Source organism: Desulfoferula mesophila (assembly GCF_037076455.1).
Taxonomy (GTDB): Bacteria; Desulfobacterota; Desulfarculia; order Desulfarculales; family Desulfarculaceae; genus Desulfoferula; species Desulfoferula mesophila.
Map to the genome: position 1 here is coordinate 2,260,003 of NZ_AP028679.1, position 24,270 is coordinate 2,284,272.

The window sequence follows — 24,270 nt, forward strand, 5'->3', positions numbered from 1 at the left end:
CAAAGGTTGTAGCGTGGACCGTTGGAATACCTTTTCCGGCTCGGATGGCCGGGAGCATGTGATAACCGACTCTCCCATGCGTCTGCGCTGGGGACCCTGGCGCACCGGCCGCATCATCCAGGTGCACGTGGGCTCGGCCGCGGGCTATGAAGAATACCGCGAAGAGTGCCTGCAAAACGGCCAGGATCCCTCCGGCCGCATGCCCCCCCATTTCTCCCTGGACGGAGGCCTGCAAGACACCGCCTTGGGCCTGTTGCGCCACCGGGACGACGCCGCTTCCCAGGAAGAGGTGCTCTACCTGGCCTGCCTCTTGGAGGCTCTGGTCAGCGCACCCTCGGCCATCCTGCGCACCGACCTGATACGCCGCGTGTACCAGGAGGTGAACCAACGCTCCCAAAGCCTGGGCTTTCGTTGGCGGGGCGGCGAGGGCCACTTCATTCCCCCGGTGAACCAGGACGCCGGCGATCCCCACCAGTTCGCCCGCCTGGTGGCCCCCCTGAGCAACTTGCAGGAGTTTTACGCCGCTCTGCGCGATTACGCCTCCCAACGGTATCGCATCCTGTCCAAGGAATACGTTATCTATTATCCCGCCCGCCAGCGCGCGACGCTCAGCTAGAAATTACGCCACAAGGGCCGGCGCCAAAGCAAGGGATCGCGGCGCGGGTCTTCCGGGGTGCCCAAAAGCCAGGCCCTGGCTCCCTGGGCGATCTCTCCCAACTCTCCGGCCAGCCCCATGACCCGGGCCGCTCGCCGGGTGGAGGCCAGGAATACCGTGTCCGGGCTCACCCCGGCATCCAGCCAGGAGGTCATCTCCTGAAACAGCGCCTCGCCGTGGGGCAGGTTGTAGGAACCGGCGTCGCTGCCCATAACCAGGTTCACCCCCAGCTCCTCGCCCAGCTTTATCTGGGCCGCCTGGCGATCGACTATCTCGGCCAGGGCCGCCAAGGTCGCCGCGTCGTGCCGGCCCTGAGGATCGTCCAGATGGGCCTGGATGGGCGCCAGGGTGGGGCTCCACCACACCCCCTTGCGAGCCATGGTTTCCAGGGTGTCGCGGCCCAGGAAAAAGCCGTGCTCAATTCCGTCGGCTCCCTGGTCCAGGGCCTGGCGCACCGCCGTTTCCCCGCTGGCGTGCACCGAAACCGGCAGGCCGGCGGCGTGAGCCTCACCCACCGCGGCGGCTATTTCCTCGTCGGTGAGCGCCTGGGGATGGCACACCTGGCCGGGGTGCTGGAAATCCAGCAGGCCCGTGGCGAACAGCTTGATTACCGCCGCGCCCCGCCCTATTTGCTCCCGGGCGGCCAGGGCAAAGGCCTGGGGCCCGCTCAGCCGGGCGGCGATCCAATAGGCCGCCTCGCCCTCGGCCCCCAGGCCCACGCAGGCGTTGCGCAACAGGGGCGGCCCGCCGTCGTCGTGGGGCGTGGCGCGATGGGGCTTGTGGCCCAGGTCGCGCACCGCAGCTACGCCGGCTTGGCGCCAGGCCTCCATGGCCTCCTCGGGTCCGGGCCCCAGGTACAGGTGCACGTGGGCGTCCAGGGGAGCGGGCGACAGCCACAGCTCCGGCAACTCGACCCGCTCCGCTCCCTGCTCCAGGGCCTCCTGGCCCAGGGCCGCCACCCTGCCCTCGCGGACCAGCACCGCGGGGGGGCCTTGATAGGACTCCGCCCCGGCCAGCCCCTTGGCCAGCAGGCAAAGCCCGTCATCTATGCGGGCCAAGGCTTAAACGGCCAGCTTGTTCACCAACTCGGCGAACTGGGCCCCATAGGCGGCGCATTCATCCATGACCCGCTGGTCCGGCTCTCCGATGGCCAGGGGACCGAAGTGGCCGCCCTTGCGCAGGCCCTGCACCACCATGCCGTGGATCAAAAGGCCGTGCAGCATGGACAGGATGGTCAGCTCGCCGCCGCCGCCGATGCCCCCGGTGGAGGCGAAGGCGCCGGCCGCCTTGCCCACCAGCTCGCCCTTGCCGAACAGGGGGATGGACTCATCGATAAAGGTTTTCATGGGGTTGGCCATGGAGCCGAAATAGCAGGGTGCGCCCAGGAGCACGCCGTCGGCCCGGCGCAGGTCTTCCAGGTTGGCCTCGGCCACTTTCTTTAGCGACACCTCGCAGCCGCCTTGCTCGATGCTGGCCGCCAGGGCCTCGGCCATCTTGCGGGTGTTGCCTCCGTGGGAAAAATAAACGATCAATACCTTGGGCATGACTGTCCCCTTTATGTTAACCAACGCCGGGCGCCTCAGGCGGGATGGTCGCCCTCGGCCCGCCAGGCGGGATGACAAACGCACAGGAACACCAGGTCGTCCAAGCCGGTGTTCTCGATCCATTGCCGCGAACCGGGCGGCAGGTATACGCACGACTCGGGCCCTACCTCCTGGGCCTGTCCGTCCTGGTGCAGCACTCCCCTGCCCCGCAGTACATAGTATATCTCCAAAAACTCCAGGCGGTGCGGTGTGGTGGATTGGCCTGGAGGCAGGCAGGCCCGGGCCAGGCTGATTTCACCGGCCATGGGGTCATTGCTTGGATGTAAGACCTCGGCCAGCAGACAACCGTCCTGGGCCGTGAAGAATCCCAATTGATCGGCCTTTTTGTGCAGCACCCCGAAACCCCGGTTTTAGAAAATCAATTTTCCGTCAAAAGAATTCGATTCGGGCCGCCCGGCAAGGATGGGTTATCGTCATGCGTCGGTTTGTAGAGCATGCCGTTCTCCACCACCTGAACTTGAGCGTCCACCATGCCTCCGGCCTCTATGGACAGCGAACGGCAACTCAGGCTGCCCTGAATCCAGCCACCGTTTTTCACCACCACCCGGTGGGCCACCACGCAGCCCTGCACCCCGCCCTCCACCACCAGGGTGTCTTGGGCATATACATTCCCGCGCACAACGGTACCGGCGGCCAATATGGTCAGTTGGTTGGCAGGCAAATATCGGCTCCGCGGCTATTTTTTTTGTTTCAGCGACTCGGGCGTCTCGCGCACCAAGAGAGCCAACTCTCCTTGTTCGTTGAATATCAAGAATTCCACGGCCTCGACCTTTTTGTCCACCAGGACAAAGCGGGCCCGAAACCGTTTTTCTTTTTGCACTGAGAAATGGGCGCCTTTTTTGGGATTCTCCGGCCGGCCTAAGGGGGTGAGCCTGGCGGGCGGCCAGGACTCCACCCAGGGGTCGCCTTTGCGGTCGCTGCGCAGCAGCACGGTGGCGTAGCCGTTGGCCGTCTGCTTGCCGCCCAGCTTGTTGTCTATTTCAAAGTAGACCAACAGATCGCGCCCCGACCTTTTGAGACTGACCTTGCTCACGTCCACCCAGTCCGAACTGGTGGGCCAGGGTTCCACCGCTTCGGCTTCCTGCGGGGTGGAAGCGCCGTTGTCCTTGGCCTTGTCATCTTCCGCATCCTGGGAGGCCTTGGTAGGAGCCGCCTTTTCGGGAGGGGGCGCCGGCAAAGGCCGCGGAGGCGGGGGGGCGGGACGGGGTGGCGGCGAAATCTCCGGGGGCATTATCCCGGAAACAAAGGCCCGGTCCTGCAAACTGCGCACGATGGTCTCCAGGTTTTGCGCCGCTAGCCTCAACCGACGATTGTCCTTCACTATCTCGTTGAGCGCCTGGTCCTGTTGGTAAAGGAAATACCCCCCAACGCCCAGCGCGGAAACCGTCAACACCAAAAGCAATAAAGCCAGGTAGATCAGCCAGGGGCCCAGTCTCATGGCCCTCACCGGCGCGTTCTCCTCGACCAGGAGTAATTCGGTATTTCGCTTGGCCAACACAATGCCTTTTCCAGAGTTGAGGGCCTTAGGCCCTTATGCCGAGTTGATAATTATAGTTGGCACGAGGAGCGCCTCTCAAGGATCGGACGCCCGTTTTCGGTTATAAGACCAAATTTTAACCCCGGACCTGCGTGGGGCCAATATGGCCTCCGTGCGCTCCCGGACCCGCAAGAAGCATATCCCGCAGGTACTACAGGGTATAATTTTGGTGCCGCTGCCAAACAAATCGCCCGCGCGCCCGGTGGCAAAATGCATAACTAAAGGTACCCTCGCACGCTATCATAGACAAAATATCATTGCAACACCTTAGAACTACAGCTAAAAAACAGTAACGTCCTTTTCGTGGCCCATAGACGTCTTTTTGGCTTTATCCGGAAAAAGTGTTTGACACATTAAAAGTGGGCATGCTACCTTTGATCCACTGAATGACAATTCATTCACTCGTTGACCATGTGAGTCTTGGATTCGAAGGTCGCTCAAGATAACATGAATGATTAATCATTCACCATTGCATAAGCAGATGCGCGGCGAGCCAGGCTAAGGAGGTTAGCTTTATGTCCCTGAAAATCAAGAAAGTGGGCGTCATCGGCGCAGGGGTGATGGGTGCCACCATTGCCGCCCACATGGCCAACGTGGGCCTTTCCACGGTGCTTTTGGACATCGTTCCCCCCAAGATGCCCGATCCCCTGGCCAAGAAAGGGGTTAGCGAAGACTCCCCGGTCTATCGCAACTACTTTGCCCAAAACGGGCTGCAGGGAGCTTTGAAGTCCAAGCCGGCATCCTTCTATGTGCCTGAAAACGCATCTTTGGTCACCACCGGCAACCTGGAAGACAACCTGGATCTGCTCGCCGACTGCGACTGGATCATCGAGGTGGTGGTCGAGCTGCTCAACATCAAAAAGGACCTTCTGGCCCGCATCGAAAAGGTGCGCGCCCCCCACGCCGTGGTCACCACCAACACCTCCGGCATTTCCGTGGCCTCCATGAGCGAGGATCTGAGCCCCGAGTTCCAGGAGCACTTCCTGGGCACCCACTTCTTCAACCCGCCCCGCTACATGAAGCTCTTCGAGATCATCCCCGGCCCCAAGACCAAGCCCGAGGTGATCGAGGGCATGGCCCAGTTCGCCGAGGAAGTGCTGGGCAAGGGCGTGGTGTTCGCCAAGGACACCCCCAACTTCGTGGCCAACCGCATCGGCGTGTTCGGCATGTGCTACATGAACCGGCTCCTGGACGAGATGGGCCTGAGCTTCGAGGAAGCCGACGCCCTGACCGGCACGGTGCTGGGACGCCCCAAGATGGCCTCCTACCGCCTGGCCGACCTGGTGGGCCTGGACACTATGGGCCACGTGGCGGCCAACGTCTTTGACGGCTGCCCGGACGACGAGCAGCGCGAGGTCTTCCAGCCCCCCGAGTGGTTCAACAAGATGATCTCCAACGGCTGGTTGGGCAACAAGACCAAGCAGGGCTTTTACAAGCGGGTAAAGACCCCGGAGGGTAAAAAGGACACCCTGGTCCTGGACCGCGAAACCATGGAGTACCGGCCCAAGAACAAGGTCAAGTTCGCCTCCCTGGAAGCGGCCAAGCAGGCCCCCGGCGGCAAGGGCAAGCTCAAGGCCATGTTCTACGCCAAGGACAAGGCCGGCGAGTTTACCTTCAAACACATGAGCGCGGGCCTGATCTACGCGGCCAACCGCATTCCCGAAATCGCCGACGACATCGTCAACATCGACAACGCCATGAAGTGGGGCTTCAACTGGAAAACGGGGCCCTTCGAGACCTGGGACGCCCTGGACCTGGCCAAGGCGGTGGAGGCCATGAAGGCCGGCGGCTTCAGCGTTCCCGCTTGGGTGGAAGAAATGTTGGCCGCGGGCAACGAGTCCTTCTACAAGAAGGAAAACGGCGAACTGTACTACTACGACCTACCCAGCAAGGGCTACAAGCTGGTGGAGATGTCTCCGCAGATCATCCTGCTGCCCTCCCTCAAAGAGCGCAACAAGACGGTGATGGAGAACAAGGGCGCTTCGCTCATCGACCTGGGCGACGGCGTGCTGTGCCTGGAGTTCCACAGCAAGATGAACTCCCTGGGCCAGGACATCATCACCTTATGCGAAAAAGCGGCCGACATGGTGGAGGAAGAAGGCTGGGAAGGCCTGGTGGTGGCCAACCACGGGACCAACTTCTCGGTGGGCGCCAACCTCATGCTGGTGCTGTTCACCGCCCAGGAAGAGGAATGGGACGAGCTTGACTGGATGATCAAGAAGTTCCAGGACGCCTTCATGCGCCTGAAGTACTGCTCCAAGCCGGTGGTGGCCGCCCCCCACCAGATGGCCCTGGGCGGCGGCTGCGAGATCTGCCTGGCCTCCGACCGGGTGGTGGCCGCGGCCGAGACCTACATCGGCCTGGTCGAGGTCGGCGTGGGGGTCATCCCCGCCGGCGGCGGCACCAAGGAACTGTTGCTCAGAAACACCCACGAGCGGGTGTTCAAGATCGCCAGGGGCGGCCTGTATCCCAAGCAGGTCTACCTGCTGCCCTTCGTGGCCCGGGCCTTTGAGACCATCGCCATGGCCAAGGTGGCCACCAGCGCCCCCGAGGCCTTGAAGATGGGCATCTTCCGGCCCAGCGACAAAGTGGTGGTCAATGCCGACTACCGCATCAAGAAGGCCAAGGACAACGTCATCGCCATGAATCTGGCCGGCTACACCCCTCCCCGGCCCATCGACAACGTCCGGGTGATGGGGCGCGACTCCATGGGAGTGTTCAACTACGCCCTGTACAACATGCACAAAGCCGGCTTCGTAACCGACCACGACATCACCGTGGCCATGGAAGTGGCCCGGGTGTTGACCGGCGGCAACGTGTTGCCCGAGACAGAGGTGAGCGAGCAGTACCTCCTGGACCTGGAGCGCGAGGCCTTCCTCAAGCTGTGCGGCATGCCCCAGACCCAGGCGCGCATGGCCCACATGCTCAAGACCGGCAAGCCCCTGCGCAACTGATAAGGGAAGCAAGGGATCCATGGAAATGAACAGGAGAGGGGCAAACACAATACAAACACGTCGTGCGGGCGCTATTTTATTGGGCCCCTCTCCTGTTTTTATAATTTTCGCCTCAGTTTTTAAGGTGGGAGGTATCTCATGAAGGAAGCCGTGATCGTCGCGGCCTGCCGAACCGCGGTGGGGCGCGCCCCCCGGGGCACCCTGCGCCAGACTCGTCCCGAGTACATGGCCAGCACCGTGATAAGCGAATTAGTCAAACGCACTCCCGGCCTCGACCCCGTTGAAATAGACGACGTGGTGATGGGCTGCACGTTCCCCGAGGCCGAGCAGGGCCTGAACATCGGCCGCGTGGCGGCCCAAAAGGCCGGGCTGCCCGACGAGGTTCCCGGCATGACCGTGAACCGTTTCTGCTCCTCGGGCCTCAACGCCATATCCATAGCCTGCGAGCGCATCATGTGCGGCCAGGCCGAAGTCATGATCGCCGGTGGCGTGGAATCCATGAGCCTGATTCCCATGGGCGGCAACATGATGATGGTCGACCTCGAGATGGGCATGGAAAAGCCCTGGGCCTACGAGGGCATGGGCATGACCGCCGAGAACGTGGCCACCGACTTCGGCATCTCCCGCGAGGAACAGGACAAGCTGGGCGTGCGCTCCAACGAGTTGGCTCTCAAGGCCATCGCCGAAGGCCGCTTCAAGGACGAGATCGTGCCCCTGATGGTGACCAAGCAGCGCAAGAACAAGAAGGGCCGTTACGAGCTGTATGAAGAGGTCTTCGAGGTGGACGAGGGGCCCCGCCCCGGCACCACCCTGGAAGGCCTGGCCAAGCTGCGGCCCGCCTTTGTCAAAACCGGCACGGTGACCGCGGGCAACTCGTCGCAGATGAGCGACGGCGCCGCGGTGGTGATGTGCATGTCCAAGGAAAAGGCCGCCGCCCTGGGGCTCACCCCCATGCTCACCTACCGCTCCTACGCGGTGGCCGGGGTGGACCCGCGCTATATGGGCGTGGGCCCGGTGAAGGCCATACCCAAGGCCCTGGCCCTGGCGGGCATCACGGTGAAAGACCTGGGCCTCATCGAGCTCAACGAGGCCTTCGGCTCCCAGGCGGCCTATTGCCTGCGCGAGTTGGACCTGCCCTTGGAGATAACCAACGTCAACGGCGGGGCCATTGCCCTGGGCCACCCCTTGGGCTGCACCGGCGCCAAGCTGACCACCCAGTTGGCCTATGAGATGGGCCGCCGCGACGACGCGCGTTGGGGCCTGGTGTCCATGTGCATCGGCTTCGGCATGGGCGCGGCCGGCATCTTCGAAAAAGAGAACTACTAGCCGCCCTACCCGGCGCGGCTCGACAAGATTTTGTTAGCTTCAGACAAAGGGAGCCCGAATCATGGCTGATAAAGAGATTCCCCAGGGCGGCGGTTTTCTGCTTGGCCCCACCGATCCCGAAACCGCCTTCGTGCCCGAGGAGTTTTCCGACGAGCACAAGATGATCCTCACCACCACGGCCGATTTCGTGACCGGCGAAATCGACCCGGTGAGCGATCAGATCGAGGAAAAAGACCACGAGCTGATGAAAAAGCTCATGGCCCAGGCCGGCGAGCTGGGCCTGCTGGGCTCCGACGTACCCGAAGATTTCGGAGGTTTGGGCCTGGACAAGATCTCCACCGCCTGCGTGACCGAAGAGATCGGCAAGTCCGGTTCCTTTGCCGTGGCCCAGGGGGCGCACACCGGCATCGGCACCCTGCCCATCGTCTACTACGGCACCAAGGAGCAGAAGGAAAAGTACCTGCCCGACCTGGCCGCGGGCACCAAGATCGCGGCCTACTGCCTCACCGAGGCGGGCGCCGGCTCCGACGCGGTGGGCGGCTGCCGCACCAAGGCGGTGCTCAGCGAGGACGGCAAGCACTACATCATCAACGGCGAAAAGATGTTCATCACCAACGGTGGTTGGGCCGAGACCTTCATCGTCTTCGCCAAGATCGACAACACCGACTTCAGCGCCTTCATCGTGGAGCGCGGCATGCCCGGCGTCAGCTCCGGAGCCGAGGAGCACAAGCTGGGCATCAAGGGCAGCAGCACCACCACGGTGATCCTGGAAGACGCCCAGGTACCGGTGGAGAACCTGCTCTATGAGCGGGGCAAGGGCGCCACCATCGCCCTGAACGTCTTGAACATCGGCCGCTACAAGCTGGGCTGCGCCGCGGCCGGCGGAGCCAAGGGCGCCTTGGAGACCGCCACCAAGTTCGCCAAGGAGCGGGTGCAGTTCGGCAAGTCCATCGCCGAGTTCGGGGCCATCCAGGAGAAGCTGGCCCGCATGGCTTCCAAGATATATGCGGCCGAGACCAGCATCTACCGCTCGGTGGGCCTCATCGACGCCTCCCTGCACGGCGTGGACCCCAACGATCCCGAGTACGGCGGCAAGGCCAGCGCGGCCATCCGCGAGTACGCGGTGGAATGCTCCATCGACAAGGTCCTGGGCTCCGAGGTGCTGGACTACGTGGTGGACGAATGCGTGCAGATTCACGGCGGGTACGGCTACGTGAGCGAGTACCCGGCCGAGCGCTACTACCGCGACGCCCGCATCAACCGCATCTTCGAGGGCACCAACGAGATCAACCGCATGACCATCCCCGGCGAGCTCCTCAAGCGGGCCATGAAGGGCAAGCTGCCGCTCATGGCCGCCGGCCAGAAGCTCTTGGGCGAGATCATGGAGTACTCCCCCATGATGGTGGAGCTGCCCGATGAGCCCCTGGCCTACGAGGCCCACGTGGCCGAGATGGCCAAGAAGTCGGTGATCTACGTGGCCGGCCTGGCCGCCCAGACCTTCATGCAAAAGCTCATCCACCAGCAGGAGCTCTTGCTCAAGATCGCGGACATGATCATCGAGGCCTTTGCCATGGAGAGCTGCGTGATCCGGGCCAAGAAGGCCATCGCCTCCCTGGGCGAGGACAAGGCCAAGGTCTACATGGACATGACCCAGGTGTACATGGACGAGGTGATGCCCAGGATGATGGCCTGGGCCAACGAGTGCCTGGCGGCCATGGCCGAGGGCGACGACCTGCGCACCATGATGGTAGGCGCCCGCAAGCTGCTCAAGTACAACCCGGCCAACGCCATCGCCATCAAGCGGGCCGTGGCGGCCAAGGTGCTGGACAAGAACGGCTACCCCATCAGCTACTAGATAAAACGCCCGACCGGATGCCGGGCTTGGGAAGCATCCTGAATCCTGCCAAAGAGGCCCGCCGGGTTCCCCTCCCTTGCCCGGCGGGCCTCAAATTTTTACTTTCCTATTGAATTTGTTAGTATACTATAAACTTAGCCATCACAGGAAGATATGCGGAAGGATGCCTTATGTCTCAATTTAGCAAACATATAATTGCCGAAATAGATAGGATCGCTAAACGTGAAAAGCTCAGCAAAAGCGTCGCTTTTTTGTTCTGGTTTGGCGTAACATTCCTTGGTCTGTCCGAAACAGAAGCCAGAGAAGCAACCTCTGTTGAAGGGTCTAATGACAAAGGTGTTGACTTGTTCTTTGTGGACCAGGAGCAAGGTATAGTCCATATCGCTCAGGGAAAATATAGCGAAAGCCAAAAGTTGTGAATGGCGGAGTAAGTGCGGGACAGTTGGCGGTCTAAAACCGTGACACTTGTTTTAGAGATATAGTCCTGTTGTTCATGCTGTCAATCATGATCTTGCCTTAGTTGGTTTTGGGCTTTGCCTGGGATCGTCTTTTGGCTTGGCGGAGCCGGTAGCTTTCTCCATTGGCCTCGATGATGTGGCACCTATGGGTCAGTCTGTCCAGCAGTGCACCGGTGAGTCTTTCGGAGCCGAAGACCTCCGTCCATTGCTGGAAAGGGAGATTGGTGGTGATCATGAGGCTTTGTTGTTCATATGCCCTACCCACCACCTCGAATAGCATTTGAGCGCCTATCTTGGAGAAGGGCACATAGCCCAGTTCATCGATGACCAGCAGGTGTAGGCGCTGGAGCTGTTTCTGCAGGCGTTGCAGACGTCTTTCCTCGCGGCATTCCATGAGCTCTGTGACCAGGGCGGTGGCGCTGTAGAATTTCACCTTGCTTCCCTGGGCGCAGGCCGCAAAGGCCATGGCGCTGGCCAGGTGGGTCTTGCCGGTGCCGGAGTTTCCGATCAGGAGCACGTTTTCCTTTTTGGCGATGTACTCGCCCCTCATCAGCTCCCTGACCAGCTGCTGATTGATGGAGGGCTGTGCCTTGAAATCAAAGGTGTCCATGGTCTTGATCACCGGAAAGGCGGCTTGCTTGATGCGCCTTTCGGCTGCCCGCTTCTCGCGGTCCAGAAGCTCCCGCTCGGTCAGGCGCAGCAGGTAGGTCATGTAATCGGAGCGGTCTTGGCTGCAGACCTTGGCCATGGCCGCGTATTCCCGGAGAATGGTGGGCAGCTTCAGCTTTTTGAGGTGGTACTCCAAGAGCACGGTGGGTTTGTCCTGGTCCTTCATGACAGCGCCCCTCCCTGCGCGAGGAGGGAGTCATAGACTGTGATATCGGGCCCGGCCACGCTCACTCGGCCCAGGTGCTCACGACCGTCCAGCAGGAAGGTGGCCGCGGGCCCTGATGATGGCGGCTCCAGCAGGTGGACAATGGCCTCCGGGGCATAGGCTCCCGCGTACAATGCCTGCTCCACCGCCCGCTTCAGTCTGGCCATGGAGTGGTCCTCCAGCAAACGTAGGACCTTTATGTATTTACGGGTGCCCTGGCCAGGCATGTCTTCCCCGGCCACCAGCCGCCGCCTCAAGACCTCAAAGCACTCAGACAGATCTAGGTCAGCCAGGGGGCGGGCGTGGTCCAGGGAGCCAGGCTTGCGCTCCAGCAAGGGCAGATAATGCCGGTAGTCGAAAAACACCCCTTCCTTGCCCCAGGATCGGGAGTGGCGGGCCACCACCACGTCATGGTGGCAGAGCACCACCCGATCCACATAGCCCTTGGCCACAATTTCATGGTGGGCACAAGCCACCGGCACCGAGTAGTCATTGTCGTCGAAGCGGACCAGGGACAATGAATTGGCCCGGGTAGGCTGTTTGCGGCAGGCATCGAAGCGGGAGGGAGGCAGGGGGACAAAGGCTGTCTGGTCTTCCTGCAAAACCTCGGCCTTGCTACCGCCCTTGCCACGCAAACGGCGCTTCATGTCGTCGCGGCACTGCCTTAAAAGCATGGCATTGAGCTCGGCCAGGTCCTTCACCTGGGGCACTGGCACCAAAAAATTCTGCCGGGCGTACTTGACCACCCCTTCCACCACGCCCTTCTCGTTTGGACGCCGCACCCGACAAAAATGCTCCCGAAAAAGGTAATGGCTCTGCAGCTTGAGAAAACCATCGGTCAGCTTGCGCTCATGAGGCCCTATGATCTTGGAAACCAGGACCTTGCTATTGTCGTAACTGATCCGGTGGGGCACCCCACCGAAAAACTCGAACGCCCTGGCATGCCCTTCCCAGTAGCTCTCGCTGCACTCCTTGTCGAAGGCCGCCACGAAAAAGGCATCGGAGTACGGCAAGGCCATGATAAAAAGCGCTATCTTGCGAAGCTCCCCGGAAACCTTGGCCAGGGCATAGCCAAAGTCCACCTGCGCCTCGCCGGGACGATGGACCAGGGGCATGTACACCTCCTGGCTCACGCGCTTGATTGCGCGCACCGCCTCCTTTACCTGGGTGTACTTGCCCTGATAACCCGCCTCCTTGATGCGGTGATATATGCGCGTGGCCGTGTGCCTTTGCTTCTTGGGAACCTTTTTGTCCTCTTTTATGATCCGGGCGATCAACTCAAGGTAGGGGCCAAGCTTGGGCTTGGCTCGGGGGGTGCTGAGCCGGTATCCGGGAGGCTCGGGAAAATTCTGAATCTTTTGCAGGGTATCCCAATGGATGCCCTCTCTACGCATTAACTCGCGCTTGCTCGCCTGGCCATCGCGCACTCAAGTCTGATCCGGGCCCATTGATCCATGTCCGTGTACACCCCTTCCGCTCCTCCAGAGAGTCCTGGCCTGGAAGCCACCATGGCCTCCATCGCACCAAAACACCTGAAGAAAACTGAATCAATGTGTCACGGTTTTCAACCGCCACTAAAATCGTCTCGCTTTTGGACCGCCATTTACAAAAGTATCGTGCCAAAGAAACTGACGTCACTAAACTAGAGAGTAGCATTAATTGGTTAAATAATCCCGAAGCATTGAGAAGGGATGGCAAATCTGATTTAGCGGAAGCGGCTGAAGAGTTTTTAGACGCTGTCAGGGACGGGTACGGTATAAACCTCTGGTATGTTTACACGGGAGAAAAGTCACCAAACGTTGATAAACATATCGCTGTATATAATCAAAACAGAGAAAATATCGAAAACCGGAGAGTTATCAGACACTAACATATTGGTATCATAGAATCAGAATGGGAGGAAACCCAAGATAAATTCAGGAGAATTTCCGAAGAAAAGGTGGCTATTGATGATGACTTCCTGGAATTTTCTGGGGATTTTGGAGACGCCGCTATTGCAAATATTCCGGCGAGTGAACTAGTAAGGTTGTAAACCTCCCCCGATTAGTGCCAGTCAACAGTAGAAACTTCAGGTGAATTTATAGCGAGGTATTCGGCTGGTGTCAGGTTGCCGAGGGACTCATGAGGGCGTTCCTCGTTGTACTCCTTGAGCCAGCGATCCGTGATTTCCCGCACCTCGCTTAGACGGGAAAATATGTAAAGGTCCAGCACCTCTTCCCGATAGGTCCGGTTGAAGCGTTCAATGTATGAATTCTGGGTGGGCTTGCCGGGCTGAGTGAAACCCAAATCGATACTATGCTCCTCGGCCCATTGGGCCATAGCTACACTGACCAGCTCCGGGCCGTTGTCCAGCCTCAGCCTGGACGGGTAGCCCCGCCAGGCAGCGATACGCTCCAGCACTCGGATTATCCTTTGGGCGGGGAGATTGACGTCCACCTCTATGGCCAGGGCCTCTCGATTGAAATCATCCACCACATTAAAGGTCCTGAATCGCTGGCCGCCATACAGGGCATCGCTCATGAAGTCCACCGACCAGCAGATATTGGCCAGATCCGGCACTGCAAGCGGCTGGGGATCACGAGTAGGCAGGCGCTTCTTACCCTTCCTGCGAAGGTTTAGCTTCAGGGCGCAGTACACTCGGTACACCCGCTTGTGATTCCAGCCATGTCCATCCCGCCGAATTACTTGAAACAGTTTGGCAAAGCCGTATCTGGGATATTTGTCTGCCAGCGAAGTCAGCGCCTCGATGATCGGACCATCGTCGCGGGGCTTGGGTCGGTAGGCATAAACCGACCGGCTCAGCCTCAGGGCGCGGCAGGCCCGGCGAATGCTCAGACCGTGCTCTTTGCACATGAACTTAGCCAGATCGCGCCGACCCGCTGGCCTTATATTTTTCTTTCGATGACGTCCTTCAGAGCCCGATTCTCAAGGCTCAAGTCGGCGTACATCTGCTTTAGACGCCTGTTTTCTTCTTCAAGCTCCTTGAGCCGGACGATGTCCGAGGCCTCCATGCCCCCGTACTTGGACTTCCATTTGTAGTAGGTGGCGCTGCTGACACCGTATTCCCGGCAGACCTCCTTGGCGGTCCTGCCCCCTTCCACCTCTTTCAGAATTTTGACGATCTGAGTTTCGCTGAATCTGGTCCTGCGCATCGTGAAGAGTCCTCCTTGCAGACCTCAGTCTGTGACCTGCTTCCCGAATTCTGGTCCATATCGGATGAGAAAATCGTCATAATTCTCATTTGACCAGGAGGACTGGATGAAGCGCAGGAGGTACACCGAGCCCCAGATCGTTTTTGCCCTGCAGCAGGCTGACAGCGGCACCCCGGTGGCGGAGATCGTGCGCAAGATGGGGGTGAGCGAGGCCACCTTTTACCGCTGGAAGAAAAAATTCGCGGGCATGGGCGTGGCGGAGATCAGGCGCCTGAAGCAGCTTGAGGAAGAAAACCGTAAGCTCAAGCAGCTGGTGGCTGACTTGAGCCTGGACAAGGCCATGCTGCAGGACGTCATAAAAAGAAAACTATGAAGCCTGTCCGCAAGCGTGCTCTGGCCGGCTATTTGGAGAAGGTATTCAAGGTCAGTGAGCGGCGGGCCTGCCAGGTGCTCAAGTTTGCCCGCTCCAGCCATCGCTACCAGAGTATTGCGGACAGGCAGGACGAATTGCGCATGCGGCTGAGGGACCTGGCCGCGGTCCGGGTCAGCTATGGCTACCGGCGCCTGCATGTGCTCCTGAGGCGGGAGGGCTGGCTGGTCAACGCCAAGCGGGTTTATCGCCTTTATACCGAGGAGGGGCTGACCATGCGCCGCAAGCGCCCCCGGCGCCGGGTGAGCGCGACCCGCCGGGTGGTCAGCCAGCCAAAGCCCAAGAGGAGCAACGAGAGCTGGTCTATGGACTTTGTGTCCGATCAGCTTTATTCTGGGCATCAGCTCCGGGTGCTGACGATAGTGGACAACTTTAGTCGTGAGAGCCTTGCTTTGAAGGCTGGTCAGAGCCTACGGGGCGATGATGTAGTGGCAGTGCTCAACCAGCTGGTCGCTGAACGTGGAGCCCCCAAATCCATCAAAGTGGACAACGGGAGCGAATTCACCTCTAAAGTCCTTGATCAGTGGGCGTACTGGAACAAGGTGGAGCTTGATTTCAGCCGCCCAGGCAAGCCCACGGACAACCCATTTATCGAGTCATTCAACGGACGTCTTCGGGAGGAGTGCTTAAACGAAAACTGGTTTGTGTCGGTGGTGGACGCCCAGGACAAGCTGGACACCTGGCGGCTGGATTACAACCAACATCGGCCACACAGCTCCCTGGGTAACATGACCCCGGAGGCCTATGCCAAGCAGGTGGGACCTGCCCCCTGCGTGGCCTCCCCCAGGGCTCCATCTCCAAAGAAGCAAACCTGGGAATCTCTCATCTCACCTGGACCCGAAACGGGTAGCACCTCATCTGCCAGAAGTCTCTACCTCAAACTGGCCCTATTTTAAGGGAGGGTTACAAGGTTATATGAGAAATATGAAGACAGATTATTTGATAGAAATGTTCGCTTGTTTCTGGGTGCCAGAAAAGGTTCGGTTAATGCGGGTATTTTTGACACACTCTCAGATGAATCACAACATGGCTACTTTTGGGCATACAATAATGGTATTACAGTCATTTGTGATTCCTTCGAATCAGACGGATCACACATAAATCTGAAAAATTTTAGTATTGTTAATGGCTGTCAGACTACTGTTTCGATTGCAAGGAGCTTACAAAGCAACGGGGACGTACATGTGTTAACACGTTTTATAGCTGCATCCCCAAGCATAGTAAATGAAATCATTACTTTTAACAACTCCCAAAATCCTATCAGACCTTGGGATATAGCATCTCAACATATTACCCAGAGAAGGCTAAAGACAGAATTTGCCAATCTTGACAAACCTTACCTGTATGTTACTAGGAGAGGAGACAAACCAAGGGGAGATTTAAAAAAATTTAAGGATAAAAATAAAATTCGACAGATTAAAATAGAACAGCTTGGGCAATATGCTGCGGCGTTTAGAGGCCAACCTGTGCTGGCATACAAGCATAAGGCTTTCATTTTTTCCAAGCACCACGATGATATTTTCCCTCCAGATGTAACAGCTCAAGAAATTTTAATGCAGTGGATATGTGGTTTAATATGCGACGAAATTGTAAGAGAAACCTTAAAGAAAAAGGATCAGGATGAAGTTCGTATATTAAAGAAAGGAGGCACGCTTTTTACATTGGCAACATTGTCTAAAATATTGACTCTTCGTAACGGTGCCACTTATATGAAAAAGCTTACCGAGGAGACCATAGTCAGTAGGGGTGCGCGACAGAGGTTTAAGAAGTATGCGGACTATGCTATGAATCGTTACGTCGATGCTGTTCTAGACCAAAGCGAATTGGCAGATGATGAACTTCCCACTTTAATTAGGTCAAAAGAATTTTACGATAAAGTTATTAAACGAATTGAACGTGGCTACAAAAAAGATGCCAGCGCAAAGGCTTGGCTTGATGAAGCCTTGCCAAAACTACGCTGATCTACTCGTTATCACTTATCAGCAAATATGTCCTGTCAGGCCAGCGGTCGTTGCTGGCATCATCGGAATACACCCTACTTCGGCACGGCCTTAACCAGTGGAGATCCCATGGTCCGCAAAATAATCCTGACCTTTTGCCTGGCCCTGCTCCTGAGCAGCCTGATGCCCTTGGCCGCCCAGGCCGGCCGCATCGGCTTCAAGAACAACCACCCCAAGCACTGCTACACCTTCCAGTTTCAAACCTTGAAGTGGAACCCTGACCTGGAGAAATGGGAGCCGGTCGGCGACCCCAAGCTCTACGATGTACCGCCGGGCAAGACCCGCATCTATGAAGGCTTCGTCGATGCGATCAGCTATATAAATTACGCGGAGAATAAAGATGACAAATGCTGGGTCCCTTCCGGAACCGGCTTTATCCGCATCTGGCACACCTACCACCCCACGAAACAGGGCACTTTTAACGTGATCGTGGAAGAGAGCGGTCACGTCGAGGTGAAACAAATCCGCTAGCAACCAGGGTCAGGAACTTTCCGGCGCCCCTATTTGTTCAAGGCGTGCCCGCCCGAGCCCTGTTGCTTGACACAAGTATCACCGGCAAGCATTATATGATTCCATAGCTGAGATGAGTCTGCCCCCTCACCTCGCACCATCGCCCCGCGCGACGGTATTCTTCTGCGACCTAACGCTGAGGGGAAAAACGGCATGTCTCGACAACTAGCTCTGATAACGCTGCTGGCCTTCCTGGCCGCCGCGCTGGTCCCCCTGACCGCGCATGCCGGCCGCATCGGCTTTAAGAACGAAACCAAGAGCAACTGCTACGTGTTCAAGTGGCAGAGCCTGCTTTGGGCCAAGTCGGAGAGCAAGTGGATACCCGACGGCCCGCCCAAGACCCGCATGGTAAAACCGCAGGCGACCAGCATCTATGAGGGGCTTGTAGACGGCATAGAGTACGTGGAGGCCCAGAAGTTCAACGACGCCAACTGCTCCGGTTCCGCGGGGGATTTCCGACGGGTCTGGCAAGCCTCGGCGCCCTCGGCCACGACCACCATGAACGTGATTGCGGACAAGAACAACAACGTGACGGTAAAACAGTTCCGCTAGCAGGTCAGCGCAAAACAAATCACGAGGCCCGCCGGGTTTTACCACCGGCGGGCCTCATTTTTTTGCTGATTCCCTAAACCATCGGCCAGCAGGTGGCTCCGCCGTCCCGATTGCGGTTGGCAACGAATAATCTCAACGCCGCAGAGCTTAGGCGGATTTCCCCTTTTCCTCGCCCGCCACTTCCACCTTGGCCTGCAACTGCCCGCCTTGGGGATGATAGCTGACGACCCTTTGCGGGAAGGGAATCTCTATGCCCTCCTGGCGGAAGAGCTTGAGGATCTTGGTGTTGAGCTCGTGGATCAGCCGCCCCCGGTCGCCGGGGTCGTGAATCCAGGCCAGAAGCTGATAGTTCAGGGCCGAGTCGCCGAACTCGCGGAAGCGCACCCTGGGCTTGGGGCTGGGCAGAATCTCGCTGAGTTCTTCGCAGGCCTTTAAGAGCGTCGCCTCCACCTGGTCCGGGTCGGAGCCATACCCTACCCCCACCGAGACCCGCATCCGGTAGCGGGGCACCCGGCCGCTTTCGTTGATGATGGTGGTGGTGCTCATGATGGAGTTGGGCACGGTGATGAGCACGTCGTCGCGGGTGAGGATGCGGGTGGAGCGGATGCCGATGTCCACCACCTCGCCGCGCTGGCCGTCGCCCAAGGTGATGTAGTCGCCCAGGCTGAAGGGGTGATCCATGAGCACGCTGACCCCGCCGAAGAGGTTGGCCAGGGTATCCTTGGAGGCCAGGGCCAAGGCGGCGGTGGCGATGCCCGCCGAAGCCAGCAGGGGCGTGACGTTGATGTCCCAGATATGAAAGATCCAGTAGCCGCCGTGGGCCAGCAGCAAGAGCAGGATCAGGTTGTCGATAAGGGGAAGCAGTTGGCGAGAGGAATGCTCCGCGCGGTGGCGCTCCCGCAGGGCCCGGAAGATGGCACGGCTCATGCGCGCCAGATAGATAGTCCACACGATGACTATGATCGAATAGATAAAATCAATCAGGGTGCCCCGCCAGGTCTGCTCCTCCAGGTAAATATCCAAGGCCACCAACATGGACAATAACAGCACGGAGCTGCGCATGGGACCATGCAAATGATCCAGGATGTGATCGTCGATGATGGTTTTGCTGCGGTGGACTATGCCCTTTAAAACGCGGCCAAACAGGTAGTCCACCACAAAGGCGACGATCAAGGTGACCGCCAACAGGATGATGGCCAGGATATAGGGATGCGCCAGAAGCCAATGCCAGGATTGAACCACGGGCTGTAACATCCTGATTCCTTTCTAAGGCCAAAAGCCGGCATCATCAGGGCATGCTGACGATTTCTAAAGTTTAGGAGGGGCCGGCGCCCCCTGTCAACCGCGCCCCTTGAGTATGGGGGCATAACCAGCTATAAACAAGGAACCCTTTTCCCCGGGAGGATTCCGCTGCCCGTGCGCGTTTATCTCGACTCTGCGTTTTTGCTCGTTCTGGGCGCCATAATGCTGCTGGTCGGCGCCTGCGGTCCCACGGTGGTGCCCCCTCCCCCGGCGGGCCGCGATTTGCCCAAGGGCAAGCCCTACACCGTTTGGGGCCGCACCTATCAGCCCTTTACCCAGGCCCATGGCTTTGAGCAGCGTGGCTTGGCCTCCTGGTACGGCCCCAAGTTTCAGGGCAGGCTCACCTCCAGCGGCGAAGTCTATGACATGGAAAAAATGACCGCCGCCCACAAGCTGTTGCCCATGAACACCTGGGTGGAGGTGGTAAACCAGGACAACGGCAAAAAGGCGGTGGTCAGGATCAACGACCGGGGCCCCTTTGTGGACGGCCGCATCATTGACCTTTCCAAGGCCGCGGCCCGCGAGTTGAACGTCATCGGCCCCGGCACCGCGCCGGTGTTCATCAGGGCCCTGGCCAGCCCGCCCTCCAGCACCACGCCCCCGCCCGCCAACGCGCCAAGCGCCGTGGTCAAACTGGGTCCTTTTACGGTGCAAGTCGGCGCTTTTACAAGCGAAAGCAACGCTTATCGCCTGGCGGCCACCCTGCGCACCCAATATGAGGACGTCACGGTGGTCAAGTACGACCGGGGCGACATGATTTTCAACCGAGTGCGGGTGGGCAAGCTGGACAATTTGGAACAGGCGGAAAAGCTAAAGGCCCGTTTGCGGCAGGAAAACCACAAACAGGCCTTTGTAGTCGCCTGGTAGGAAAAAGCTAGTCTGACTCCAGCCCGGCGGCTTCGTTGATCCGGCGGCGGAGTACCCCCGAGGTCTTGAACACCACCACACGGCGGGCCCGGAGTTGCAGATCCGCGCGGGTCTGGGGGTTACGGCCTCGGCGCGCCTTTTTGTCCTTGACCATGAACTTGCCGAAGCCGCTTATAAGCAGATCGTCGCCGGTGGCGAGGGTGCCCTTCATCAACTCCAGGGCCGTCTCCACCACTTCGCGTGAACGATTTTTGGGCAGCTGGGAGGTTTCATATACTTCGTTGATTATGTTTTCCTTGGTCAGCGCCAACGCCACTCTCCTTTTACGGACCTGTAATTCATTTACCACTGTTGCGGCCGACCGGTTCGTCAGAACGCGTTAGGCACTATCTCCAATATTCGTCCTTTTGTCAATACCTTTAGCGTGGATAGCCTCTGTGGCGGGGCTGCTCTTGTAATGTGGCACCGCAGTGTCTATATTTAATACACCTGCAAGATTGTCTTGTGGGGGCGACATGGTTTCGACGGAGGCAGTTGAGGCTTTAAGTTGCATGCCGGGGTCCTGTCGGCCCGTAATCCGGTGGGAAACTAAAGTAATCGCAGATGATTACGCATACGCCGTAGCCGCGTAAAAAGGCTACCGTCCCCCCAGCCCGTTCCCGCGGGGCTGACGGGGGCGACGATTAGCGGGATAGGGAATGGGCATCGTCCGGCCGGCCCGCTACCGAAACCATAGGCTAGACTGGCCACCTGGAAGCCCTGTCCGTGGGACTATCCGGGGGTGAGAAAGAATCACGGACTAAGCATGTAGTGGCTTGGGCTGAAAGCTTTCGGACGGGGGTTCGATTCCCCCCGCCTCCACCAAAAATCTTTATAAGATCAAGGCCGGCGAACAAGCCGGCCTTTTTCTTTGCCAGTCGGATCCGTTCCGATGCCCCCTCCTCTCCCTTGGAGCGTTGCGATCGCACTTGGGCGGGCCACTTTCGCCCAACTCTCCCAGGATGCTAAGCTCTAGGCAAACAATAGCGGGAGGATAGGTATGGCGGCGCTGTGGCAACTAATGGGCCTGGGGTCCCTGGCGGCCCTGGCGGGGGCCTCCTTTGTCATGCAGGCCACGGTGAACAGCCAACTCCGCCGGGCCCTGGACTCCGCCTGCTGGGCCTCTTTTGTGAGCTATCTGGGGGGCACCCTGGTCATGCTGGTGGTGATTCTGGTCCTGCGCGAGCCCCTGCCCGCTTCAGATTCCCTGGCCAAAAGCTCCTGGCTGCACTGGACCGGCGGCCTGTTCGGCGCGGTGTACGTGGTAATCACCATCCTGCTCCTGCCCCGCCTGGGGGCCGCCACCCTGCTGGCCCTGTTCGTCGCCGGCCAGATGATCGCCTCCCTGGCCTTTGACCATTTCGGGCTTTTCGGCCTGGAGCGGCAACCAGCCGATTTGCCCCGCCTGGCGGGGGCCTTGCTGTTGGTGCTCGGGGTGGTGCTGATCAGGCGCTAGGCCGGGGAGCGCCTACGGCTGGCGGAGGCCCACCTGCAACCCTTCCAAGTTATTGGAGGCCTGCCCTGGCGAGGGGCACACTCTGAGCGAGTCGGTTTGCAGCGGAGCGGCGAAGCGGTAGAGGGTTTTCTCGCCCGTGTAGCCCAAGAGCACCTGGCCGGAAAAGGCCACAGGAGCCGCCTTGACCGCTTCCACCGGAGTCCAAGCTCCAGTGCTGTTTTTTGCCCTGATCTCGATGCCGGGGGTGGGGGCGCGGTCAAAGCGCGGGTTTTGTATCTCCAGCCAGCCCAGGTTGGCGGCGTGGTCTTCCTTGGCTTGCCACAGCAGGCAGTTGTCCTGGGCGGACATCCTGCTCTGCCCCGGCACGGGCGCGCCCAAGGCCTGACCCTTTAGCAGGAACACCGCGAAGCGTCCGGCCGGGCGCCGCTCATGGGCTATGCCTCGAGAGGCCAGTTGGCGCCCCACCATACCGGCCGTCCTCTGCTCCACGATCACGGCCTTGCCGGACCCGGGCCGCAGAACCACTGGCTGGCTCAGGGGGGGAACGGTGGTGCCGAAATTATTGATGGCCGCATTGCCGCTAACGGTCTTTATGCGCCCGCCGAAACGTCGCAGGATTTTGGCGGCTATCCAAGCGTCGCCGTAGACCTCGCCTATCCCGTAGCGTTGCACGGTCTCGAAGACTTGTTGCGCGCTATCCTCCCAAGAGGCTCCCACTCTCTTGCCGGGCCCGAACAGCAGAACCTCTTGCACGCTCCAGGGGTGGTTGCTATTACCCAGATGAGTCAGGCGAAGGTATCTGGCTTTTTGGGGAGGGAAATAGCTTTCCACTCTGATGTCCCGCGCCTTGAGAACCGGATGGGGGCCGGAGAGGTAGAGCGGCCCCCAATAGCCGCGAGCCTCACGCACCGTGGCGAACTTGCCGTCCGCCCCGGCCAACTCCACCTTGAGGCCGCGCGGCACCTCGCGGAATTCCGCCGGGACCAGGGCCAGGCCGCCCACCGTTTGCTCGCTCCCCAGGTCCAGGGTAAGCGAGTCGCCCTCCTTGGCCTTGTCCGGAGTGCTGTAGCCTGTGGTCAGGTCGGCGTCGTTGAGCGCCCCTCCCAGCTCCTTGCCCCGGGTCCTGGCGCTCCATCCCTCGCGCGGCAACAAGGACTCGGCTCCCCTCGGTTCGCTGAAGGCGTGCGCTACCCGGCCCTGCCATAGCCGGTACCGCAGGCCCAGCAGTTGCAGGCTGCCGGGCGGCAGATTCAGCAGGCCGGGGTCCAGGGAGGCGTCCACCTCCAAAGCGCTGGTGAGCCAGCGATTGCGCCAATAGTCGGACACCACCGGATCACCGTTGCCCAAAAAGTCCAGGCGATAGCAATCCTGGTTGCTGTAGAGGTATCTGAATCCCGCGGCGCTGATTTGGTCCAGTTGGCGCTTCATCTTGGCTTCGCGCGAAAAATAAAATCCCTGCTGGATGTCCAGCAGGCGGCTGCCCCAGCGCTGGAAGTGGGCATACTGGCTTACGTGCGCCAGGGCCAGGACCAGCATGAAGGCCACGGCCAGCCAGGCCCGCTTTCCGGCCAGCCATCGGGCCCCGGCCCCCACCAGGAAAGGCAGGACCAGGTACAGGCTCAACATGTAACGCTGGTCCGGCGAGTACAGGGTCTTGCCGTAGGCCGAGCCAAGCACCACGGCGAGGTTGAGGGCCAATATGGCCGCCAGCAGAGCGGCGAACCAACGGCCGCGGCCGTATCTGAAAAGCAGGTACGCCCCGGCGGCCATCGCCAGGAGCAAGCCGCCGTAGAGCAGCGCGAAGGCCACCCCGTAATGCGGGGGGCCGCCAACTTGGGGCGTGTTGACCCCCAGCACGATGGGCAGGGCGTTGTCGGCCAGGGCCCGGACGTTGGGCCACACGTAGCGCGCGCCGAACACCCCGCCCTGGTTGGCGTGCACCATGCCGTGGGTGATGTTGAACCAGATCAAGGGGAAGCCGCCCGCCACCCCGGCCAGGGCGGCCAGGGGCACGCTCCACAGGCGCAGCTTGCCCTTGCCGGTTGCCAGCAAAAACGCCACGCAGGGCAGGATGACCACCATGCTGGAAAAGTTGGTCCAGATGGCGCAACCGGCGAACAGGCCCCACAGGACCAGGCTCCCCCAGGTATAGCGGGGGGCCTGCCCCAGGCGGTGGGTCATGAGAAAAACCAGGCAGGAGAGCAGCAAACCCAGAGGGTAGTGCGCCTGGGCCTCGCCACTCCAGAAAAGCCAGGTGGTGGGCGGCACCGCTAGATAGGCCAAGCCGGCCAACATGCCCCACACCCCCAGCGTCTTGCGCAGCAGGGGCTGCAGGCAGGCCATGATGGCCAGGGAGATCAGAGGGCTTAGGACATTGACCGTCAGGGCGCTGGGGCCGAACAGAGCGTACAGCGGCGCGGCCAAGAGGGCGTCCAGGCCGCCCATCCAATTTTGTCCGAAAAAGAAATATGGGAACTCGCCCTTTAAAACCGCCAAACCCATGAGCCCGGTGGTGGCGTTGTCGCCGCTAAGCCCGGCGCTGAAAAAGCGCCAAAACCGCATACCCACGGCCAGCGCGTAAATCAAGACGAGCCAGGGGATGTAGCCCTTCGCTTCGCCTGGTTCCGGCGTTGCCGCGCCGGATGCGGCGGCGGTCGGACTAAGCTTTGGCTGGAGAGTTGCGGCCATGGGTTGGTCCG

General features: G+C 59.9%; 20 protein-coding genes, 1 other RNA gene and 2 pseudogenes. 12 read left to right on the plus strand and 11 right to left on the minus strand.

Features of this window, described 5'->3' with window-relative positions; all coding sequences use genetic code 11:
• The first annotated feature begins 13 nt into the window (after positions 1-13).
• Positions 14-616: a hypothetical protein gene (locus AACH32_RS10115; protein ID WP_338598753.1), complete on the plus strand. Its 603-nt coding sequence runs from the start codon at positions 14-16 to the stop codon at positions 614-616.
• On the opposite strand, the gene AACH32_RS10120 is transcribed toward AACH32_RS10115, so the two are convergent.
• The 5 genes from AACH32_RS10120 to AACH32_RS10140 are packed head-to-tail and all read right to left on the minus strand — an operon-like array spanning position 613 to position 3,706.
• Complete coding sequence (locus tag AACH32_RS10120) at positions 613-1,713, minus strand: amidohydrolase family protein (protein WP_338598756.1); 1,101 nt, start codon at positions 1,711-1,713, stop codon at positions 613-615. The genes AACH32_RS10115 and AACH32_RS10120 overlap by 4 nt on opposite strands.
• Before the next feature lie 3 nt (positions 1,714-1,716).
• Positions 1,717-2,199, minus strand: coding sequence for a flavodoxin family protein (locus AACH32_RS10125; RefSeq protein ID WP_338598758.1), 483 nt, complete (start codon positions 2,197-2,199; stop codon positions 1,717-1,719).
• Positions 2,200-2,234: 35 nt separating this feature from the next.
• Positions 2,235-2,594: a cupin domain-containing protein gene (locus AACH32_RS10130; RefSeq protein WP_338598761.1), complete on the minus strand. Its 360-nt coding sequence runs from the start codon at positions 2,592-2,594 to the stop codon at positions 2,235-2,237.
• A 23-nt stretch (positions 2,595-2,617) separates the two neighbouring features.
• The gene (locus AACH32_RS10135) at positions 2,618-2,920 is read right to left on the minus strand and encodes a polymer-forming cytoskeletal protein (RefSeq protein WP_338598764.1); all 303 of its coding nucleotides are present in this window, start codon (positions 2,918-2,920) and stop codon (positions 2,618-2,620) included.
• Between the two features lie 15 nt (positions 2,921-2,935).
• Positions 2,936-3,706 (minus strand): hypothetical protein, encoded by a 771-nt coding sequence (locus AACH32_RS10140; protein ID WP_338598766.1) that lies wholly within the window; start codon positions 3,704-3,706, stop codon positions 2,936-2,938.
• A 605-nt stretch (positions 3,707-4,311) separates the two neighbouring features.
• Here AACH32_RS10140 and AACH32_RS10145 point away from each other — a divergent pair.
• From AACH32_RS10145 to AACH32_RS10160, 4 genes are all read left to right on the plus strand, one after another.
• The gene (locus tag AACH32_RS10145) at positions 4,312-6,750 is read left to right on the plus strand and encodes a 3-hydroxyacyl-CoA dehydrogenase/enoyl-CoA hydratase family protein (RefSeq protein WP_338598768.1); all 2,439 of its coding nucleotides are present in this window, start codon (positions 4,312-4,314) and stop codon (positions 6,748-6,750) included.
• 138 nt (positions 6,751-6,888) lie between these two features.
• Positions 6,889-8,076: a thiolase family protein gene (locus AACH32_RS10150; RefSeq protein WP_338598770.1), complete on the plus strand. Its 1,188-nt coding sequence runs from the start codon at positions 6,889-6,891 to the stop codon at positions 8,074-8,076.
• A gap of 61 nt (positions 8,077-8,137) precedes the next feature.
• The gene (locus AACH32_RS10155) at positions 8,138-9,931 is read left to right on the plus strand and encodes an acyl-CoA dehydrogenase family protein (RefSeq protein WP_338598773.1); all 1,794 of its coding nucleotides are present in this window, start codon (positions 8,138-8,140) and stop codon (positions 9,929-9,931) included.
• A gap of 170 nt (positions 9,932-10,101) precedes the next feature.
• Positions 10,102-10,350 (plus strand): hypothetical protein, encoded by a 249-nt coding sequence (locus AACH32_RS10160; protein ID WP_338598776.1) that lies wholly within the window; start codon positions 10,102-10,104, stop codon positions 10,348-10,350.
• Positions 10,351-10,447: 97 nt separating this feature from the next.
• On the opposite strand, the gene istB is transcribed toward AACH32_RS10160, so the two are convergent.
• The 3 genes from istB to AACH32_RS10175 all read right to left on the minus strand — a co-directional run bounded on the left by istB (position 10,448) and on the right by AACH32_RS10175 (position 14,415).
• Positions 10,448-11,224 carry an IS21-like element helper ATPase IstB gene (istB, locus tag AACH32_RS10165; RefSeq protein ID WP_338598784.1) on the minus strand — a complete coding sequence of 259 codons (777 nt, stop codon included), beginning with the start codon at positions 11,222-11,224 and terminating at the stop codon, positions 10,448-10,450.
• Positions 11,221-12,690 (minus strand): IS21 family transposase, encoded by a 1,470-nt coding sequence (istA, locus tag AACH32_RS10170; RefSeq protein WP_338598786.1) that lies wholly within the window; start codon positions 12,688-12,690, stop codon positions 11,221-11,223. Before istA ends, istB begins: the two co-directional genes overlap by 4 nt.
• A gap of 616 nt (positions 12,691-13,306) precedes the next feature.
• Positions 13,307-14,415 (minus strand): IS3 family transposase gene (locus tag AACH32_RS10175; protein ID WP_338598789.1). Its coding sequence is split into 2 segments (ribosomal slippage): positions 13,307-14,163 and positions 14,163-14,415, totalling 1,110 coding nucleotides; the frame shifts between segments, so codons are not numbered across the junction.
• 106 nt (positions 14,416-14,521) lie between these two features.
• On the opposite strand from AACH32_RS10175, the pseudogene AACH32_RS10180 reads away from it, so the two are divergent.
• The 4 genes and pseudogenes from AACH32_RS10180 to AACH32_RS10195 all read left to right on the plus strand — a co-directional run.
• Positions 14,522-15,609, plus strand: a pseudogene (locus AACH32_RS10180) (IS3 family transposase); the annotation flags it as partial.
• 186 nt (positions 15,610-15,795) lie between these two features.
• Positions 15,796-16,806, plus strand: a pseudogene (locus AACH32_RS10185) (AIPR family protein); the annotation flags it as partial.
• Between the two features lie 108 nt (positions 16,807-16,914).
• The gene (locus AACH32_RS10190; RefSeq protein WP_338598792.1) at positions 16,915-17,316 is read left to right on the plus strand and encodes a hypothetical protein; all 402 of its coding nucleotides are present in this window, start codon (positions 16,915-16,917) and stop codon (positions 17,314-17,316) included.
• A 192-nt stretch (positions 17,317-17,508) separates the two neighbouring features.
• Positions 17,509-17,907: a hypothetical protein gene (locus tag AACH32_RS10195; RefSeq protein ID WP_338598795.1), complete on the plus strand. Its 399-nt coding sequence runs from the start codon at positions 17,509-17,511 to the stop codon at positions 17,905-17,907.
• A 147-nt stretch (positions 17,908-18,054) separates the two neighbouring features.
• Here AACH32_RS10195 and AACH32_RS10200 read toward each other — a convergent pair whose 3' ends face one another.
• Positions 18,055-19,149: a mechanosensitive ion channel family protein gene (locus tag AACH32_RS10200; protein WP_338598797.1), complete on the minus strand. Its 1,095-nt coding sequence runs from the start codon at positions 19,147-19,149 to the stop codon at positions 18,055-18,057.
• 174 nt (positions 19,150-19,323) lie between these two features.
• Between AACH32_RS10200 and AACH32_RS10205 the strand changes: the two genes are divergently transcribed.
• On the plus strand, positions 19,324-20,076 hold the full coding sequence (locus tag AACH32_RS10205) for a septal ring lytic transglycosylase RlpA family protein (RefSeq protein ID WP_338598800.1): 753 nt from the start codon (positions 19,324-19,326) through the stop codon (positions 20,074-20,076).
• Positions 20,077-20,083: 7 nt separating this feature from the next.
• Here AACH32_RS10205 and AACH32_RS10210 read toward each other — a convergent pair whose 3' ends face one another.
• Entirely contained in the window at positions 20,084-20,386 is a 303-nt protein-coding gene (locus AACH32_RS10210; RefSeq protein ID WP_338598802.1) for an integration host factor subunit alpha, read from the minus strand.
• A 196-nt stretch (positions 20,387-20,582) separates the two neighbouring features.
• Between AACH32_RS10210 and ssrA the strand changes: the two genes are divergently transcribed.
• Both ssrA and AACH32_RS10220 read left to right on the plus strand, forming a co-directional pair.
• Positions 20,583-20,940: a transfer-messenger RNA gene (ssrA, locus tag AACH32_RS10215) on the plus strand.
• 175 nt (positions 20,941-21,115) lie between these two features.
• The gene (locus tag AACH32_RS10220; RefSeq protein WP_338598804.1) at positions 21,116-21,571 is read left to right on the plus strand and encodes a DMT family transporter; all 456 of its coding nucleotides are present in this window, start codon (positions 21,116-21,118) and stop codon (positions 21,569-21,571) included.
• A gap of 12 nt (positions 21,572-21,583) precedes the next feature.
• On the opposite strand, the gene AACH32_RS10225 is transcribed toward AACH32_RS10220, so the two are convergent.
• A complete protein-coding gene (locus tag AACH32_RS10225) occupies positions 21,584-24,139 on the minus strand; it encodes a hypothetical protein (protein ID WP_434062340.1) in 2,556 nt (851 codons plus the stop codon).
• Between the last annotated feature and the right edge of the window lie 131 nt (positions 24,140-24,270).